We start from the raw sequence: 18,146 nt of genomic DNA on the forward strand, positions 1-18,146 counted from the left end.
TCATGTCTTTATTTTGTAGAAAATCTTTTTATTCTTAACATCAATTCGTTAGGGCTGAATGGTTTTACAATAAAATCTGCTGCTCCCAGATCAAAAGCATTTAATACAACCTCTTCCTGTCCCATACTTGAAAGTATAATTACAGGTATTTTTTTACCCATTGATTGTATTGCAGATAGAATTTCAATTCCTGATGCAAAAGGCATCATAATATCTGTAATCGCAATATCTACACTTTCATTTTTCAGGGTTTCAATAGCTTCTTTGCCATTACGGCTCAAAATTACCTTGTGTCCTTCCTTCAGTAATTTGTGCTCAATCGTTTTTAATATAAGCTCATCGTCCTCAGCAACTAGAATTACCATAGTCTTATGTTTTTATTGAATTAAATTTCTGATTAATTGTAATCCTACCGTTATTTCATGTAGTATGTCGTGCTCCATAGAACTATAATCCATGTTTTCTCCAATGGATTTCTCCCAATTGGCAGTTTGTTCCATAAGTTTAATCAAACCGGCAGTTCCGGCAGTTCCTCTTAGCTTATGAAGAATCTTCTTAAGCTCTTCAGAATTGCTTTCTCTTATCCGTAATTGCATATTTTCTTTAGCCTGCTCAAGCTCCTGGATCACTAAGTTTAAAAACATGACTTTAAAATCATCATCATCACCCATTTGCTCACTCAGAAGATTCATATCCAGATACGTCTCAGGTTGTGGTAGATTTTCCGATAATTCCTGAAAGCCAGTGCCAATATATTTTTTCAGCATTTCCAAAAGATTATTTTGTCTAAGAGGCTTGGGTAGGAAGTCATTCATTCCCGAACTCAGACATTTTTCTTTTTCACCTAAAACGTTTCCTGCGGTCACGCCAATAATAGGAACTGTGGTGTATTCTGGCAATAACCTGATTTGCTTTGTGGCTTCGATACCGTCCATTACGGGCATCTGTACATCCATTAATACTATGTCAAAAAGCTGATCACGACAATGTTCCAGTGCCTGCAATCCATCAGTTGCTTCTGTTAGCTTTACATCCGGAATCAATGATTTCATCATTTTGTTATTCAGAACCATGTTAACAGGATTGTCATCTACAAGCAAAACATTTGGAGAAGGCATGAGTAAATGTTCTTCTTTCTGCAGCGGTTTAGCAACAGCCAGATCTTTTTCTGAACTTTTAACTGCACGTCGTAACGTCTTATACAATTCTTCAGATTTAATAGGTTTTAGTAGAAAATAGGAGCTTTCTTCCTTTCTGAATGAATTAATAACGTCATGTTCCTCAGAAGATGTGTGAAGAATAACGAGAGGGGAGACCTCATTTTGTTCATTAAATAGCTGCTTTATTTTTTCGATTGTTTCCAAACCTGATATAATCGGCATATGGTAATCTATCAAAATAATATCAAAACGCTCTCCTGCTAAAAGCATCTGAAGAGCTTCCATTCCGTTGGCGGCTAACATAGAATCTATATTTTTATAAGCAAGCATATGCTGAAGAATAAGCCTGTTTGCCTCATTATCATCAACAATAAGAACTTTGTTGATTTTCAGTGTTTCACCTTCGTCTTGATCAGAAACTTCATAAGGAATCTCAATATCAAAATAGAAAACAGAACCTTTTTCAAGTTCGCTTACTAAAGTAAGATTGCTTCCCATGTATTTCAAAATGTTATTCGAAATGGTAAGTCCGAGTCCTGTTCCTCCATAACGTTTGCTGATAGAACTGTTTTCCTGAGTGAAAGCATCAAAGATATGCTTCTGCTTGTCTAATGGAATACCAATTCCGGTATCTCTAACTGAGAATCGTAATTTTATATTTTTATCGTCTGAATTCAGTTTTTCTACTTTAAGCTCTATCTCACCGTGTTCTGTAAATTTCACGGCATTCCCAAGAAGATTGATTAAAATCTGCTTCAATCGTGTTTCATCAAGCCAAATTGTATCTGGCAATCCCGGTTCAATATTTAAAAGAAGTTCGATATTTTTTTTCTGAGACTGATATAGAACTGCATTGATGACCTGGCTCACCATATCATAAACATTGGCTTTCTCTATCAAAAGCTCCATTTTTCCTGATTCAATTTTAGAGAAATCAAGGATGTCATTAATGATATTCAGAAGATTTTCACCAGACTCATTAATGTAATTGAGATACTGTGTTTGTACTTCATTTAACGGAGTTTGAAGCAAAAGATCAGAAAAACCAATGACACCGTTTAACGGAGTCCTTATCTCATGGCTCATATTGGCTAAAAATTCAGACTTGGTTTTATTGGCGATATCTGCCATCTGCTTTGCATTTTTAAGCTCTTCATTGGTTCGTACCGACTCTGTAATGTTTTGTGCTGAAACAATAACGCCACCCATAACTTCATCTGAAAGATACCAGGGACTTACCACTATATTATAATGTTGTAATCCTTCTTTATGAGGAACTTCCAAAGTCATATCTTTATTTATGTAAGTTTTACCAGCCAGCGCATCTCTATATATTCTTTTTCTATCCTCCGGCACATTGGGCGAGACAGTAAACATATTTTTTCCTATAAGTTCTGCATCATGCATCTGGAACTCATTTTTCCAGCTGCTGCTTATTGACAGATAGTTGAGATCTTTATCAAACATCGCCACCGCAGTAGGAACATAGGTGACAAATGACTGAAGCATAGCCTCTTTTGTAGCTAATTCGAGGTAAATGTTTTTGAATTTATCGATATCCTGGATAATTCCGTACACTCTTGTGCATACACCATCATCAAACTCAGGAATTCCTTTTACTCTTACCCATATCATAACTCCATCATTACGTTTGAGGCGTAGCTCTTCATCATAAGGTATCCCTTTCTGTACAGCTCTATCAAATAATATTTCTATTTTTTTTCTGCTTTCTTCACTATAAAATCCTATTGCATTTTCAAAACTTGGCTGAAATGACTGGTCTATTTTATGAATCTCTCTGGTAGATTGTGACCACATGACAGTATTGGTTTTAAGATTAACTTCCCAGCCACCTACCTGTGCTACTGCGCTGGTTTGTTCCAGCATTTTTTTGGTGTACACCAAATCTTTTTCAAGCGCCATTCTTTCGGTGACATTCAGAGCTGTACTCACTACGTATGGCATTCCTTCTTTGTCGGTATCTACCAGATTATGATACATCCAGACCATTTCTTCTCCTTTCTTAGATTTAAGAATCATGGTTCCTAGATCTTCCTGAGTATTGTGGATATTTTCAAGATACATTGCAAGTAGTGGCCAGTTTTTTTCAGGAACGAGATCTTTTAAATTCAATCCTTTAACTTCGTCTGCAGAATATTGAAGTGTCTTTCTCCCTTTTTCATTCACAGCAAGGATGTTCCCTTGCATGTCATGCATGCTCATCAATCCGATTGCATTTTCGAAAAAGCTTCTGAAGCGACGTTCTGAGCTTTCAAGTTTCTGTTTTTCTTCGATCTGTTGGGTAATATTAATTCCAAAACAGAAAATCTCAGATTTTTTTTGATTCTGTTTTAAATACCATTCTACCGTAATTGATACATCCTCAATTTTTGTTGATGTTGAAAATTTAATTTCCTCCTCACTATCAGACAGATTTTTAACCAACGACTGTAATTCAATATAGTCTTCACCTACAATATCTAATAAATTTTTACCAGCAGTTTCAATTTTACTACTCTTAAAAATATTTTCAAAAGCAGGATTAATATCTTTGATTATCAAACTGTTATCTAGAACACAGATCAGATTATTGGAAATATTGAAGATCTGCTGAAAGTATTCGGCTTCAATGTTTTTTCTTTTTCCTATTAGCAGATTTGTGACAGCACTTCCAATTTTTTGAAGGACATTTAATTGTTTCTCACTTAATGTTTTAGGTTTAAAATCAATAACACACAAAGTTCCTAATGCAAAACCTTCATCATCTATTAGAGGGATTCCTGCGTAAAAACGGATACCACCTTCCAGTATTAAGGGATTCTCCGATGATCTCTCGTCTGATAATGTGTCTTCAATAACGACAACCTCTCCGCTTGCAATACTGTATTGGCATAAAGTGCTTCTTCTGTCTACGGAATCAAAAGCGAGCCCTATGCAGCTTTGGATGACCTGTGTTTCACTTTCCATCATACCGATAAGAGAGGCAGGACAGTCTGTAATTAAGCATGCTGCTTCAGCAAAAATATCTAACTGGGGATCTTTTTTTAAATTCAACAGATCAAAGAACTTCAGTTTATTGATCCGTTCGTTCTCGTTGGAGGGCATTGGATATTTATCCATAAATCGGCGATTTATTTTAGCTATTAAAAATGTTGTTAATTCTTTATATTTGAAAGCTTATTTATTATGAAGCAAGAATTTTTAATATTTATCCGAAATTACAAATTATTTCACACTAAATGCCATAAATTCTTTTTCTGCAGAAATCATATTGCATATTCAGATATAGGTACTGATTTTTGAATGTAAGTGCAACAAAAACAGGGTACCATTATCTCAAGAAAAAATACAATACATGATTTTTGAACAACGGAGCAAGATTATATATGCCGATTGGAAGATATTGCGGATCGTTTAAGTAAAAAGGACATAATTTTTCTCCTTGAATTCTATGAAAAAAGTGATTTGTTAATTATCTATCTTCTTAACTTCAGATTCACAGCAATTTGTGATTTCGTAGATGAAAGTTTATTTTAATTATATTTACTTACTCAACCGTTGATGCTGAACGGTTTTGCGAAAAATGATGTCTAAATATAATTTTAAAATTAAGACTATTGGCTGACAAGTACAAAATACAAAAACCAGATAAAGATATTTACGAGTTTGTGGAAAGTTTTTGGTTTCTTGAAAACCCTTCTGATGAAGAGAAAGAAATTATTGTCATTCCAGATGGAAGAATAGATGTATTTTTCTATTGTTCTGCTTCGGAACCGTTTCAGGTAATCTTAATGGGACTGGAGGATCAACCAGCAATTAAAATCCTAAAAGCCAAAGCAAAAATTTTTGCTATAAGTCTTAATCTTCTAGCCGTTGAATATTTATTACATGAGACAATTTCCGGTCTTCTCAATAAGTCAAAACTTTTGACCAATGGATTTTTAGATATTTTTGAAGATGACATCACAGATTTTGATTCATTTTGTGCCAAAGCTACTGCTAGAATAAAACAGCAGGCAGATGTGAAAATTGATAATAGAAGAAGGCAACTCTTTAAGCTGATATATTCGTCATGCGGTACTTCTTCCGTTGAAGAGTTATCTAAAGCAGTTTCATGGAATAGAAGGCAAATCAATCGCTATTTTAACCATCATTTCGGAATGCCTTTAAAAACATATTGTAATATTCTGCGATTTAAAGCTTCATTTAACCATTTGAAAAACGGAATTTTATATCCTGAGCAGAATTTTTCAGACCAGCCCCATTTTATTCGAAATGTTAAAAAATTCGCCGGAGTAATTCCAACAGAACTCGCCAAGAATAAAAATGACCGTTTTATACAATTATCAGTATTATAGAAGCCCTATTTTAGTATTGTAATTCGAATGAATCATCATACTTAACCAATAATATATCCTAATTTATTAACCTCATCATAGTTGCAATTAAGACGAAAATAGGGTTTAATTAAAAATGATTCTTTTAACTTATAATAATAAAATTATGAAAACATCTAAAAATTTTTTATCCAATGCGCTGGCAATTTCAGGTTTTATCTTCTGTATGATCCCTAATAAGTCAATGGCACAAACAGCAGGAATTAAACGTACTGAACTTCAACGACATGATCTTAGTGCCGCAGGTTACGAAGCCATTCAGGTTCGCGTTGATTTTGAGCCGGGAAAAGCTTTCGGAATGCACTTGCACCCAGGAGAGGAAATTATTAATGTCTTACAGGGTTCATTAGAATATGTAATTGAGGGAGAGCAACCTGTAGTGCTTAAAGCCGGAGAAGTGCTTTTTATTCCTGCAGGAAAAAACCACTCAGCTAAAAATATCGGTAAGGAAAAAGCATCTGAACTAGCAACTTATATAGTACAAAAAGGAAAGCCTCTTGTCGTTTTGAAAAAAGAAAATACGGTATCAAAAAAAGATTGATAATGCAAAATTCACTTTATACACTGCTCAATATTAACCTGGTATCAGGTTTCGAAGTTAATACAAGTTTCTCGTGGTGGTATATCGTGGGATTGTTTGTTGTGATCATCATAATTTGTTTAGGACTAAGAAAACGCTAATAAAAATAAATTCAAACTTTTTCGGAGGGCGTGCAATATAAAATTTCATTGCAAGCCCTCTTTTTTACTTTCTAACTATGAAGGGAAAACTTAAAGATCATCCTGAAAGACAATAACTTCGGCTTGGAGCATATTATCAAAACAACTGTTTATTAGATATGAAAAAAAGAAAAAAAATAATAGTTTAAGTAACCTGCTTTTTCTGAAACGATTTTGGTTTGATACCATAATGTTCCTCAAAAACTTTTGCAAAATGACTTAAATTAGAAAACCCTAAGCTGTAGCCGACTTCTGATACGGTCATTTTATTTTCTTTTAACAGAACTGCCGCTTCTCTTAGTCTAAACTTTTGGTAATAGCTAAAGAAACTATCTCCAAATATCTGTTTGAATAATCTTTTGAACTTAGACTCGCTCATTCCACTTAGATTCGCAAATTCCTTAATGACAGGTGCTTTATTGAGCTCGCTCAAAATTTTGTCTCTGACATGATAAATCTTTTTAACATCATTTTCATTAAGCGCATACATTTTATAATGTCCTCTTTTTAAAAGCTCTTTTAGGGTCAGACATATTAATTCTTCTGCTTTTATTCTAAAGTAGAAGTCACTTAAAGAATCAGGAATGTCTGATTCCAAAATTTCTAAAGCGACCTTCTGGATGTTGGGCGAAACCAATTCTTCAAACAAAATTGTTTGTTCGCTGTCGATTAAATTTCTTAAAATTTCATTATCATTATTCGAATCTAAAAAGCTTAATAAGCGGCCAGTCTCAATTCCTATAAAAATAGATTTGATCTTAGTATTCGCAGGATAAAAGGTTTCAAAATTCAGTTTACCTTTTACAATTTGGATAGTGGGTAAATCATTTGTTGTAGACTTTATTGTGGAATTCATGTCAGGGAAAATATTATTGTATGAAAAAATAACTTTATTCAGTGTACTCTGATTCCCAAATCTTTTAACCACAATATCATCATTAAATGCATAAGCACTTACAATCATATCAATAGAATTAGCCAGTCGGAAACCCCTTAAATAACCGGCTCCTTTATCTTTTGGTATCTCCAAGATTCCATTTTTAACCTCGGAACCCAGTAAGTTGGCGAAAATTTCTAAAAAGCTTGCTTCTTTTTTTAATTGTAGCTCTACCATATTTGACCATTTACAGCTATTATGTTGTCAAATATAGGTATTATGCCTGTTAATTTGAAATTATCTTTGTGTTATAAATTTTTAAACCTCAAAAGAAATGACAAAAAGTAAAAAAACAGCGATCATCAATACAAATGTATTTGATGGAACTAGAGTATTGGGTATTAAAACGGTATTATTTGAAGATGGGAAAATTTTAAAAATATTGGATTTTACACCACAGCAGTTAGAAATGAATGATGGTTTTTTTTCTGAAAGTGATACTGAGATCATTGATGGTACAGGGACTACTTTACTTCCAGGATTAATTGATGCTCATGTGCATACTTCAGAAGATTCACTTGCACACGCATTGAAATTCGGAATAACTACTGAATTGGAAATGCAAGGCGGTATGACAAAAAAAGGTCGTGAAATGCAGATAAAAGATTGGAGGAATGTTGCTGATGTCCGTTCATCAGGAATGGCTCTCACAGCTCCCGGAGGACATCCTGACGAGCTAATTCCTAAAGAAGACGGCATACCAAGTTTTATTTTGAAAAAGATGGAGAAAATGACAGAGCAGGAAAAACAGGATTTTATAACTTCTTTCGAAGAGAGCAACAAAGATGATGAGGTTAAGTCAGATGTTACAACCATTGAAGGTGCAGTGCAATTTGTAAATCAACAAATGGAAAACGGAGCCGATTATTTCAAAATAATGATTGAGGAAGGAACTGTTATGAATGCGCCAGGTTTACCAATGATAAGACCTGAAGTGCTGAAAGCGGCAGTAGATGAAGCTCATAAATTAGGTAAAATTGCAATTGCACACGTATTAACTGCTGAAGCCGCAAAAACAGCGGTCGAGGTTGGCGTGGATGGACTCGCTCACTTATTTATAGACAGACCTGAATGGACTCCGGATCTTATTAAATCTATTGCAGATAAAGGTATTTTTGTTACGCCTTGCCTGGTTCATGAATTCATCTATAATCGGGAACTCAGCTTGTCATATTGCTCAAGACGAAAGAGTACAAACAAAGCTGGACGAAGATTGGAAAATGACCATGTGCTCATGTTTCAATACTTTCCCGTCAGGTAACATGGAGGATAATTTCCATAATGTAAAAGATTTATTTGATGCAGGTGTCGATATCTTGGTGGGTACAGACGTATCCGTACCAATGGCACATCTTGGAGGTCTTGCTCATGGAGTAAGTGTTCATCACGAAATGCAGCTTTTGGTTAAAGCAGGCTTAACTCCTATTGATGCTTTAAGTTCGGCAACGTCAGTTACTTCAAAAAGATTCAGTTTAGATGATAGAGGTATTATTGCAGAAGGTATGAGAGCTGATTTACTTTTAGTAAAAGGCGATCCTACCGAAAATATTACAGATACTTTATCCATAGTAGGTGTTTGGAAACAGGGTCAATCTTGTCACAAATAATTTAGCTGTGATCTTAATCCGATTATAGATATTCATAGTGCCCTCTAAAGATTTACATTTAATTTTCATCATAAGGTTTATCCACAGGCTTTGACTGGGGCGATCCTTTTTCTCTTAACCATATTGATAATAAAACAATAGATGCAACAGCAAGGAATTCACTCTGCCAATTCTGAAAAGATTCAAACCAGAACTGAGAATTAAGAAAATATTCATTCCGTGTCACTGTGGGCATATGTTTTAAGATCTGCTCTTCATTATAATTGTTGAAACTTCCGATAAAATGAAAAATAAAGCTTAGCAAAAATAAAATCCCGAATGCAATAGAAAGCGAATGTTTATAAATTGATAAGATAATACCTCCTTTTTTTACAGGCCAGGGTGCATTTTGATGAGCAACCGGTTCTTTGTCTACGTCTTCAGTTTCTGTAATAGATTTGGATTCGGCAGATCCTCTTTGTCTTAAGAAAACTGTAAAGAGCACGTACATTCCCATCTGAAGAAATTCACTTTCCCAATTCTCGAAAGTGGCCTGTATAAAATGTGGGCTTTTTAGATATTGCAGGTAAGTAAGAGTAGGCAAATGATCTTCTGAAAGTTCATCATTTTTTACGTACCACCCTGTAAAAAACTGAAAGCTGAGAAACAATAAGAATAAAATAACAATTACGATGCTGAGACCGTTTCTCTTAAAGAAATTGTTTTTGTTGGTTGTCATTATGATGTGGTTTTATTAGGTTCAATATAAGAATTTTTTCAATAAATGTGAAGCTTATCCTGCACTTTTTTCTATCAGATCCTCGATTCTGATCATTTATTGTTCCATTTTTGTGAGTTTAAAACGTTTTAAAAATCTTACTTCAACAATACCCATTGAACTGCTTTTAATAGAACGGCAGTTTGGAATTTTATACTTAGAAATTAAAATCAGCTTTAGAAACAATTTAAAAAAATTATGCAAAAAAGAATTAGGAAACAGCGAATTAGAAGTTTCAGTATTTGGTTTTGGCTGTATGGTTAAAAGAAAGAACGATTTACTTATATTTGCCTCGCAAAGCAAATTCAAATGTTCAAAAAAGTAATCATTGTATTTATTCTTGGCTTTTATACGGGTTTTTGTTCGGCCCAACAGGTTCGGCCCTCAAAATCATCTGAAATTTACCGTGACCTCAAAACCCTTAAACATATTCCTAAAGTTTTATATTTGGCTGCTCATCCGGATGATGAAAATACAGGATTACTCTCATGGTTAATCAACGACCAAAACGTAGAAACGGGCTATTTGTCTTTAACCAGAGGTGATGGCGGTCAGAATTTATTAGGCACGGAGCAGGGTGTTGCATTGGGTTTAATCAGAACGCATGAGCTTTTAGAGGCAAGAAAGTTAGACGGCGCCCAACAGTTTTTTACCCGTGCGATTGATTTCGGGTTCTCTAAAAATACCACCGATACATTTAAACAATGGGATGCAGATGTCATTACAGCAGATGTAGTTTGGGTCATCCGTAAATTCCGTCCTGATGTGATCATATGTCGTTTTCCGCCAACTTCTGCTGCAGGTCACGGACAACATGCAGCATCGGCTGTGATTGCTGAAAAAGCTTTTAAGCTGGCAGGTGATAAAACTGCTTTTCCCAATCAACTAAAATATGTTAATGTATGGCAACCAAAACGCTTATTATGGAATACTTTCCGCTTTGGTTCGGTCAATACGACTGCTGAAAATCAAATGAAAGTTACCGTTGGGCAATATGATGCGCAACTGGGAATGGGGTATGGTGAACTGGCAGGATTAAGCAGAAGTTTACATAAAAGCCAGGGTGCGGGAACGCAGTCTGTAGCCGGTATCAAAACTGAATATTTTTCCCATGTTGTTGGCGAGCCTGCCAAAGCATCACTTTTTGACGGAGTTGTTAAAACATGGACCGCAAAAGGAAATCCTGATATCGACCAATCTTTGGATAAAATTATTTCCGCTTTCAATTTTAATCAACCTGACCTGAGCTTGCCTGCTTTGCTTGTTTTAAGAAAAAAAGTGATGGCATTGAAAGATTCAGATTTAAAAAAGGATAAAATTAAATTTCTCGATAATATTATTTTAAGTTGTGCAGGCTTCATGGGTGAAGTAATGACCAATCAGGCTGAAGCTGTTGCCGGAGACCATTACAATTTCAAATTAAATTTGATTTCAAGAGCTGAAAATCCTGTCGTTTTAGAAAATATAAAATGGCTAAATCAGTCAGAAAATTTAAGCAGGAAACTCTCAAAAGATTCTTTAATTACCATTCAGCATGATATTCAGATTCCTGCTGATGCTGCGCTTACAGAACCTTACTGGTTAGCAAAGCCAGCTACAAATGCAGCAATTTTCTCTGTTCCCAATGATACTTTAATCGGTTTACCGGATGCTGAATCACCACTGAATGTTTTGCTTGATTTAAAAATTGGTTCGGAAAAGTTTCAGGTTAAACTTCCTTTATCTTTCAAGAAATTAGACCCCGTGCGTGGCGATGTGGTTGAAGCTTTAAGAATTATTCCAGCCTTGGAACTGAAATTTACTCAACCTCTTTATTTAGTTAAAGAAAATGAAGATTTGAATATAAGTCTAAATTTTAAGGTGAATTCTGATAAAAACTTCAATAATGGAAAAGTAAACCTGATGTTTAATGGAGAAAGACTTGGAGGTGGTGATTTAAAATCGATCAATGGAAAATATTTTACGGTTGATTATATCATTCCAAAAACTAAACTTTCCTCAATAAAATCGAATCAGCTACAATTGGAAGCTAATTTTGTTGCTGATGGAATCACCTATAATAAAAAACAGATATTAATTCAGTATCCGCATTTATCTTCCTTACAATATTTTGCACCTGCAACGGTAACTGTAATGAAGGGCGATATTCAGGCAAAGGTTAAAAAAGTGGGTTATATACAAGGTGCAGGCGATTTCATTCCTGAGTTCCTGCGTATTGCAGGGATTCAGGTGGATGTCTTAAAAGATGAAGACTTTTATGGCAAATTAGATGAATCTGGAAATGGAAGTCAAAACAAGCTGTCGCAATATGATGCCATCGTATTGGGGGTTCGTGCCAATAACACAGAGAAAAAGCTAGCTCGCTGGATGCCTTTTTTATGGTCTTATGTAAAAGCCGGGGGTAATCTGGTGATGCAGTATAACACCAATCAGGATACAACTGTTAACCAATTGGGAATGTACAATTTCAGCATTGCAAATAAGCGGGTTACCGAAGAAAATGCTGAGGTTACATTTTTAAATCCAAATCATCAATTACTGAATTTTCCGAACAAAATTACTGCTGATGATTTTAATGGTTGGGTACAGGAGCGTGGCGCCTATTTTCCTGATCAATGGGATGCTGCATATGAACCGCTTTTTGAAATGCACGATACTGGTGAACAGCCTCTGCAGGGATCAACTTTATATGCAAAATACGGAAAAGGTAATTTTATTTATACACCGTTGGCATTTTTCAGACAGTTGCCTGCGGGAAATGTCGGAGCGGCACGTTTATTTTTAAACTTTTTATCTGCACAGAAAAACTGATGAACAATCAACTTAAAAACTGGAATACCTGGTACATACTATTGGCGGTTGCATTAGTATTACAGATCGCATTTTATTATTTATTTACTAAATTCTGGGCATGAGTACGATAGATTGGACCGTTCTTATTGTTACACTTGTTGCAGTGGTTGTTTACGGCGTATTGATCGGTCGTGGTCAAAAAAGCAACGAAACCTACCTGAAAGCAGATAATAAAATGCCTTGGTACATTGTGTTGATAGGTATTATGGCTACTCAGGCAAGTGCGATTACTTTTCTTTCAGCACCGGGACAGGCTTATATAGACGGTATGCGTTTCGTTCAGTATTATTTTGGTCTGCCATTGGCGATGATTGTGATCTGCATTACTTTTATCCCGATTTTCCAGCGATTAAATGTTTACACCGCGTATGAATATCTGGAAAACCGTTTTGATAAAAAAACAAGGGTGCTTACTTCACTGCTTTTTCTTTTTTCCAGAGGCTTATCTACGGGAATCAGCATTTACGCTCCGAGTATTATCTTATCAAGCGTTTTAAACTGGGATATTTATTTAACCAATGTTTTGACAGGTGGTATTCTGTTGATTTACACCTATGTAGGCGGTGCAAAAGCGATCGCTCATACTCAAAAAATACAGTTTCTTATCATTCTGGGAACCATGGCTTTTGCAGGTTATCTGCTTATTCAAAATATGCCGAATGGAATTGGTTTTAAGGATGCACTTTATCTGGCAGGGAAATCCGGAAAGCTTAATGTAATCACCACAGAATTTGACTGGAAAGATAAATACAATATCTGGAGCGGATTGATTGGCGGTTTTTTCCTGGCTCTTTCTTACTTCGGAACTGACCAAAGCCAGGTCGGGAGATATATTACGGCGAAAGACAATACGAATGCTAAGATGGGCTTGCTGTTGAACGGACTGGTTAAAATTCCGATGCAATTTGCTATTCTCCTGATCGGTGCTTTGCTTTTTGCTTTCTTTTCTCTAAAGCCGGCTCCGATTTATTTTAACGAACGGTCTTATCAATATTTAAAGGAAACAAAGCCTGAACAGGCTGCGGTTTTTGAAAAAGAACATCAGGATTTGCAGTCCAAATTTAATTCAGAATCTAAAGAAATTTTAAACTTAAAGGAAACTCATTCTCCGCAACTTAATAATAAAATTGAGGATTTTAAAAACACACAAACTCAGGTGAAAGCACTTCACGGCAGGGTAGAGGAAGCGATCAATCATTCAAACTATAATGCTGAGAAAACGGATACCAATTATATTTTCCTGTATTTCGTAAAAAATACATTACCTGTAGGGATGATAGGTTTACTGTTTGCCGTCATTTTTCTCGCCAGCTGGGGTTCAATTTCTGCAGCGCTGAATTCTCTTGCCGCTTGCTCCTTAAAAGATGTTCATTTGATATTTAAAAAAGAAATTCCAGACGATGCAACCGAATTGAAGTACAGTCGGCTGCACACTTTAGCCTGGGGTATCTTCTCAATCGGCGTAGCCATGTTTGCCACTCAGATGGGTTCTCTTATTGAAGCAGTGAATATATTGGGCTCTCTTTTCTACGGCCCAATATTGGGGATTTTTCTTGTCGCTTTTTACTATAAAAAAATCAATGGGAAGAATGTATTTATTTCTGCAATTTTATCAGAAATTACAGTGATTGCCGTTTATCAATTCGATATCGTTTCTTTCCTATGGCTTAATGTAATCGGGGCAGCGGCAGTTATTATATTTTCAACTATAGGATTACTGTTTTATAAACCGAAAGCAGTAAATTCGTAAACGAACAAACAAACAAAAATTTTATGAAAACAATGATTAAAACTGTTGCTGTAGTTTTTGCTACAATGACGATGTCTGTCAATGCATTTGCACAGGAGGATAAAAAACCTGCCAGTCCTGCAGCTACTGCAACGGGAAAAATTAACGAGGCAACCATTACAATCGCCTACAACAGTCCTTCTGTAAAAGAGCGTAAAGTTTGGGGCGAACTAGTTCCTTACAACAAAGTTTGGCGTGCGGGTGCAAATGACGCAACTACTTTCGAAACAGATAAAGATATTACCGTTGAAGGTAAAAAACTGCCTGCAGGTAAATATAGCTTTTTCTTAATTCCTAAAGAAAGCGGAACATGGACTGCGGTTTTTAACAAAGAACCAAAACAATGGGGCGCTTATAAATACGAAGAAGCTAAAGATGCTCTGCGTGTTGATGTTAAAACAAAAACTTTACAGGCAAAACAGGAAACGTTGGTTTATAAAGTAAACAGCAATGGATTTACCATGGATTGGGATAAAATCTCAGTTCCAGTAAATATAAAATAAATGTAAATATGAAATATTAAAATCCCGTTAATCCGGGATTTTTTTTGTTTAAAATCTGATCTTGTACCAAAGAGTACTCTTGTAAATTGCCTTATTGGTATTGAATTGCTTTCACAAAAAACATTTAAAGAAAATGAGATAAAATGATCAGAAAATTCAATTGATGGTATGACAGTTGTAAATACTACACCATAATAACTTAAAAATATTATTATGGACAGTACTAAAACGATATCAGTTTTAAACGATTTATTAAACATTACCAATGACAGAATTCAAGGATTCAGTAAAGTAGAAGATAAAGTGTGGGAAACACACTCACCTCTGAGAAGCGATTATGAACAGATGGTAAGAGAATCCCAAGAAATGAAATCTGACCTCATTGAGCTGATTACTGAGCGTGGAGGAGAGCCTGATGATACATCAAGCACAGCAGGAGCAATCCATAGAACATGGATTGATGTTAAAAATGCTTTTGCGGGAGATAATCCTGAAGCAACTTTAGAGAATGTTGTATTCGGAGAAAAGTCAGCGATTGCAGCTTATCAGGAAGCATTACAAAGTGATAAATTGTGTCCTCAAAGTACTGTTGTAGTTGCAGATCAGCTGGAGCAACTGAAATCTTCGTATAACAAATTTCAAAGTCTGGAAAAAACTACAGACTAAAAATTAGATTTTAAAATGTATACGTATATACAATACATTTTTATTACATCCTTCTGAAATTCATTTTTCAGGGGGATTTTCATTTTTTTGAAGTGATTGATTCAACGTTATACTCACTTTTAAATTGATAAGGAGAATATTTGGATCTATTACAGGCTATTTGAAACATAATGTCTTTATTATTAAATTTTTGGCAAACAAATTGTTACAGTTTGTGCGGAGTGAGAAAAATACAGCTCCATAATTAACCAAATCAAATTTTTATGAAAAATTCAATCTTAACTATGTTGGCAGTTTTTGCTTTAGCAGCTTGTAACAAGAAAGAAACTACGGCAGTTGATAACTCAGCAGATTCTGCAGATATGTCTTTACCTGCCGATTCTCCGATGACACGTAATGATTCTGCGACAGTATCTAATTCTGGTGTTACCGAAAATACTTTGAACGATCAGGACAAAAAATTTGTTGATGCCGCAGCAAAAGGCGGTATGATGGAAGTCATGATGGGTGAGCTTGCAGCCACTAATGGTACAAATGCTTCAGTGAAATCATTGGGTGCAATGATGGTAAAAGATCACGGAAAAGCAAATGAAGAACTAAAAAAATGGGCATCATCTGTAAATTATACACTCCCAACTTCATTAGATGCTGATCAACAAAAGATGCATGATGATTTGAAAGCGAAAAAAGGCAGTGAGTTTGATAAGATGTACGCAAATCTTATGGTAGAAGATCATAAAAAAGATATCGCAGCCTTCAAGAAAGAAGCTTCAGAAGGTTCTGACAATTCAGTGAAAACTTTTGCTCAGAAAACTCTTCCTACATTAGAACATCATTTAATGGAATCTGAAAAAGTGAAAGCCGCTTTAAAATAAAGCTGTAACATATATCCTAATAAATTTTAAAAGTCCGTATCACATTATTTGTGCATACGGACTTTTTTTGTTTTCATAATTTCTGAGCATATAAATAGGAACAGAAATTTGATTTGCCTTCAGACTGAATAAAATTTATAATTGCTTATTATTTAAAATTAATTTTTAAGCTGATAAATTCTTTAGTACAATTCATAATTAGATATAACTAACCTCAAAATAAAATGGACAAAATCCTGTTCGGAAGCTTCTCTGTTTATTAATCTGTTTTTATAATCATATGAGCTCAATGTTTTTACCAACTGCTCGTATATATTAAAATCATCTCCCTTCAAACGTACTCTTATATTACCGTCCCTTTTCTTAATGAGCTGATCATCTAAGGTTCTTACTTTTATCAAAACCTCAATCAATTTTGGATTGAAATTCATTTTTCCCATGTATCGTTCGATGATATTAACTTTAAACGAATCGAATAAAATGGTGTTAAATATTATCTTTGAGTGAGGTTCCTGTTTGTGGAGCTCAAGTTTATAATTCATAAATTGTTTGTACTAAAAATGATTGTATACTGGTTTTTGACCTTTTATTTAAAGGCAGAAATATAATAATTCTTTTTTTTTAAAATTATGTTTTAAAACATGTCCGGTTAAATAAATAATAATTTAGTAATCTCATTCAAACCATTTGTTGTTTCTAATTAAAATAAAAAAATTACACAAAAATAATCAAAAATAGTATTTTATTTTTGATTATCAAAAATTGAATTAATTTCACTAACTTTTTTATCTTTTTTCAGAGATTTTAGAATTAATAATTTTTATGGCAATTAAAAATAAAATTTGAAAATATTGGCTCAGGTTTTATTAAAAACTCTTGGCAATAAAATTATAATTATAAAAAAATGAACTTCATAAATATCAAAATCGAACTTAATCAGTTAATTTTTTTATTTTAAGAAGAACATCATCAATATCAAAAGGTTTCGGTATAAATTCATCTGCATTACATACATTAATAACGTTGTCTGCTTTAGCATGAGCGCTGATAATAATGACAGGGATCTTAGAAGTTTCCGGATTTTCTTTCAATTGATTGCAAAGATCTGTTCCTAATCCGTCAGGTAACATGACATCGAGAATAAAAGCGTCAGGCAAAGCAGATGCATCTCGTTCATTAAATGCTTTCACGCTTGCAAAAGAGCGTACATCATAATCTTCAAATGATAAGAGCAATTGTAATGCATCTCTGATGCCTGTCTCATCTTCCACGATAAAAATTGTTTTCATACCCATAGCTTGGCAAAAACAAAGCCAATCCATATACTTATAGAAATATTTGAATGAATATGCAGTATATATAATCCATCATTAGATTTTTTTGAAAATTTCAAAGTTTTTTTAATTAAATAGTTGTTTATTAAAATATTTGTTTTACATTTGTCGAATAATAAGGCAGATATCTGTATATTCTGAAATTTAAGTTTACTTTTATATCAGCATTCACAAGAAAGACGTTCAATTTTGTTACTAAGACTTAGGTGTACTACCTTTTAAGATTTTAAACTCTTAAATTAAATTCATCCATATTTTACACAAATAAATTATTATCGTTTTGATTTAAATATCAAAGCAAACGGATTTTAATGATCCAAAAAAAATAGAATATTCATTAATTAATACATATACAATGCAACAAGGAACAGTAAAATTCTTTAACGATACCAAAGGATTTGGTTTTATTACACCAACAGATGGTGGTCAGGACATTTTCGTACACACTTCAGGTTTAGTAGATAACATTCGTGAAAACGATGTTGTTACTTATGACTTAGAAAATGGTAAAAAAGGTGTTAACGCAGTTAACGTTAGAGTAGCTTAAC

16 protein-coding genes are annotated in these 18,146 nt (G+C 34.3%); 10 read left to right on the plus strand and 6 right to left on the minus strand.

The window, feature by feature from the left end; all coding sequences use genetic code 11:
- Nucleotides 1-8: 8 nt before the first annotated feature.
- Entirely contained in the window at nt 9-365 is a 357-nt protein-coding gene (locus ACZZZA_RS12270) for a response regulator transcription factor (RefSeq protein WP_463432137.1), read from the minus strand.
- A 12-nt stretch (nt 366-377) separates the two neighbouring features.
- The gene (locus ACZZZA_RS12275; protein ID WP_463432139.1) at nt 378-4,280 is read right to left on the minus strand and encodes a response regulator; all 3,903 of its coding nucleotides are present in this window, start codon (nt 4,278-4,280) and stop codon (nt 378-380) included.
- A gap of 497 nt (nt 4,281-4,777) precedes the next feature.
- On the opposite strand from ACZZZA_RS12275, the gene ACZZZA_RS12280 reads away from it, so the two are divergent.
- Both ACZZZA_RS12280 and ACZZZA_RS12285 read left to right on the plus strand, forming a co-directional pair.
- The gene (locus ACZZZA_RS12280) at nt 4,778-5,518 is read left to right on the plus strand and encodes a helix-turn-helix domain-containing protein (RefSeq protein ID WP_463432141.1); all 741 of its coding nucleotides are present in this window, start codon (nt 4,778-4,780) and stop codon (nt 5,516-5,518) included.
- Nucleotides 5,519-5,663: 145 nt separating this feature from the next.
- Entirely contained in the window at nt 5,664-6,098 is a 435-nt protein-coding gene (locus ACZZZA_RS12285) for a cupin domain-containing protein (protein WP_463432143.1), read from the plus strand.
- Nucleotides 6,099-6,422: 324 nt separating this feature from the next.
- Here the strand turns inward: ACZZZA_RS12285 and ACZZZA_RS12290 are convergent, their stop codons facing one another.
- Nucleotides 6,423-7,391, minus strand: coding sequence for a helix-turn-helix domain-containing protein (locus ACZZZA_RS12290; protein WP_463432145.1), 969 nt, complete (start codon nt 7,389-7,391; stop codon nt 6,423-6,425).
- Between the two features lie 97 nt (nt 7,392-7,488).
- On the opposite strand from ACZZZA_RS12290, the gene ACZZZA_RS12295 reads away from it, so the two are divergent.
- Both ACZZZA_RS12295 and ACZZZA_RS12300 read left to right on the plus strand, forming a co-directional pair.
- Nucleotides 7,489-8,475, plus strand: a complete 987-nt coding sequence (locus ACZZZA_RS12295; protein WP_463432147.1) for an amidohydrolase family protein — start codon at nt 7,489-7,491, stop codon at nt 8,473-8,475.
- Complete coding sequence (locus ACZZZA_RS12300; protein WP_463432149.1) at nt 8,441-8,821, plus strand: amidohydrolase family protein; 381 nt, start codon at nt 8,441-8,443, stop codon at nt 8,819-8,821. Before ACZZZA_RS12295 ends, ACZZZA_RS12300 begins: the two co-directional genes overlap by 35 nt.
- A gap of 58 nt (nt 8,822-8,879) precedes the next feature.
- Here the strand turns inward: ACZZZA_RS12300 and ACZZZA_RS12305 are convergent, their stop codons facing one another.
- Entirely contained in the window at nt 8,880-9,539 is a 660-nt protein-coding gene (locus tag ACZZZA_RS12305; RefSeq protein WP_463432151.1) for a DUF6766 family protein, read from the minus strand.
- A 348-nt stretch (nt 9,540-9,887) separates the two neighbouring features.
- Between ACZZZA_RS12305 and ACZZZA_RS12310 the strand changes: the two genes are divergently transcribed.
- The 5 genes from ACZZZA_RS12310 to ACZZZA_RS12330 all read left to right on the plus strand — a co-directional run bounded on the left by ACZZZA_RS12310 (nt 9,888) and on the right by ACZZZA_RS12330 (nt 16,264).
- On the plus strand, nt 9,888-12,389 hold the full coding sequence (locus ACZZZA_RS12310; protein ID WP_463432153.1) for a PIG-L family deacetylase: 2,502 nt from the start codon (nt 9,888-9,890) through the stop codon (nt 12,387-12,389).
- Between the two features lie 100 nt (nt 12,390-12,489).
- A complete protein-coding gene (locus ACZZZA_RS12315; RefSeq protein WP_463432155.1) occupies nt 12,490-14,181 on the plus strand; it encodes a sodium:solute symporter family protein in 1,692 nt (563 codons plus the stop codon).
- A 23-nt stretch (nt 14,182-14,204) separates the two neighbouring features.
- On the plus strand, nt 14,205-14,723 hold the full coding sequence (locus tag ACZZZA_RS12320; RefSeq protein ID WP_463432156.1) for a DUF2911 domain-containing protein: 519 nt from the start codon (nt 14,205-14,207) through the stop codon (nt 14,721-14,723).
- A 213-nt stretch (nt 14,724-14,936) separates the two neighbouring features.
- Nucleotides 14,937-15,389, plus strand: a complete 453-nt coding sequence (locus tag ACZZZA_RS12325; RefSeq protein ID WP_463432157.1) for a ferritin-like domain-containing protein — start codon at nt 14,937-14,939, stop codon at nt 15,387-15,389.
- 263 nt (nt 15,390-15,652) lie between these two features.
- Complete coding sequence (locus tag ACZZZA_RS12330) at nt 15,653-16,264, plus strand: DUF4142 domain-containing protein (protein WP_463432158.1); 612 nt, start codon at nt 15,653-15,655, stop codon at nt 16,262-16,264.
- Nucleotides 16,265-16,446: 182 nt separating this feature from the next.
- Here ACZZZA_RS12330 and ACZZZA_RS12335 read toward each other — a convergent pair whose 3' ends face one another.
- Entirely contained in the window at nt 16,447-16,806 is a 360-nt protein-coding gene (locus ACZZZA_RS12335) for a prevent-host-death protein (RefSeq protein WP_463432160.1), read from the minus strand.
- A 390-nt stretch (nt 16,807-17,196) separates the two neighbouring features.
- On the minus strand, nt 17,197-17,535 hold the full coding sequence (locus ACZZZA_RS12340) for a response regulator (RefSeq protein ID WP_463432162.1): 339 nt from the start codon (nt 17,533-17,535) through the stop codon (nt 17,197-17,199).
- 418 nt (nt 17,536-17,953) lie between these two features.
- Between ACZZZA_RS12340 and ACZZZA_RS12345 the strand changes: the two genes are divergently transcribed.
- Nucleotides 17,954-18,145 (plus strand): cold-shock protein, encoded by a 192-nt coding sequence (locus ACZZZA_RS12345; protein WP_262988999.1) that lies wholly within the window; start codon nt 17,954-17,956, stop codon nt 18,143-18,145.
- Nucleotide 18,146 lies beyond the last annotated feature (1 nt).

It is taken from the genome of Chryseobacterium sp. AC405b, from assembly GCF_979258685.1.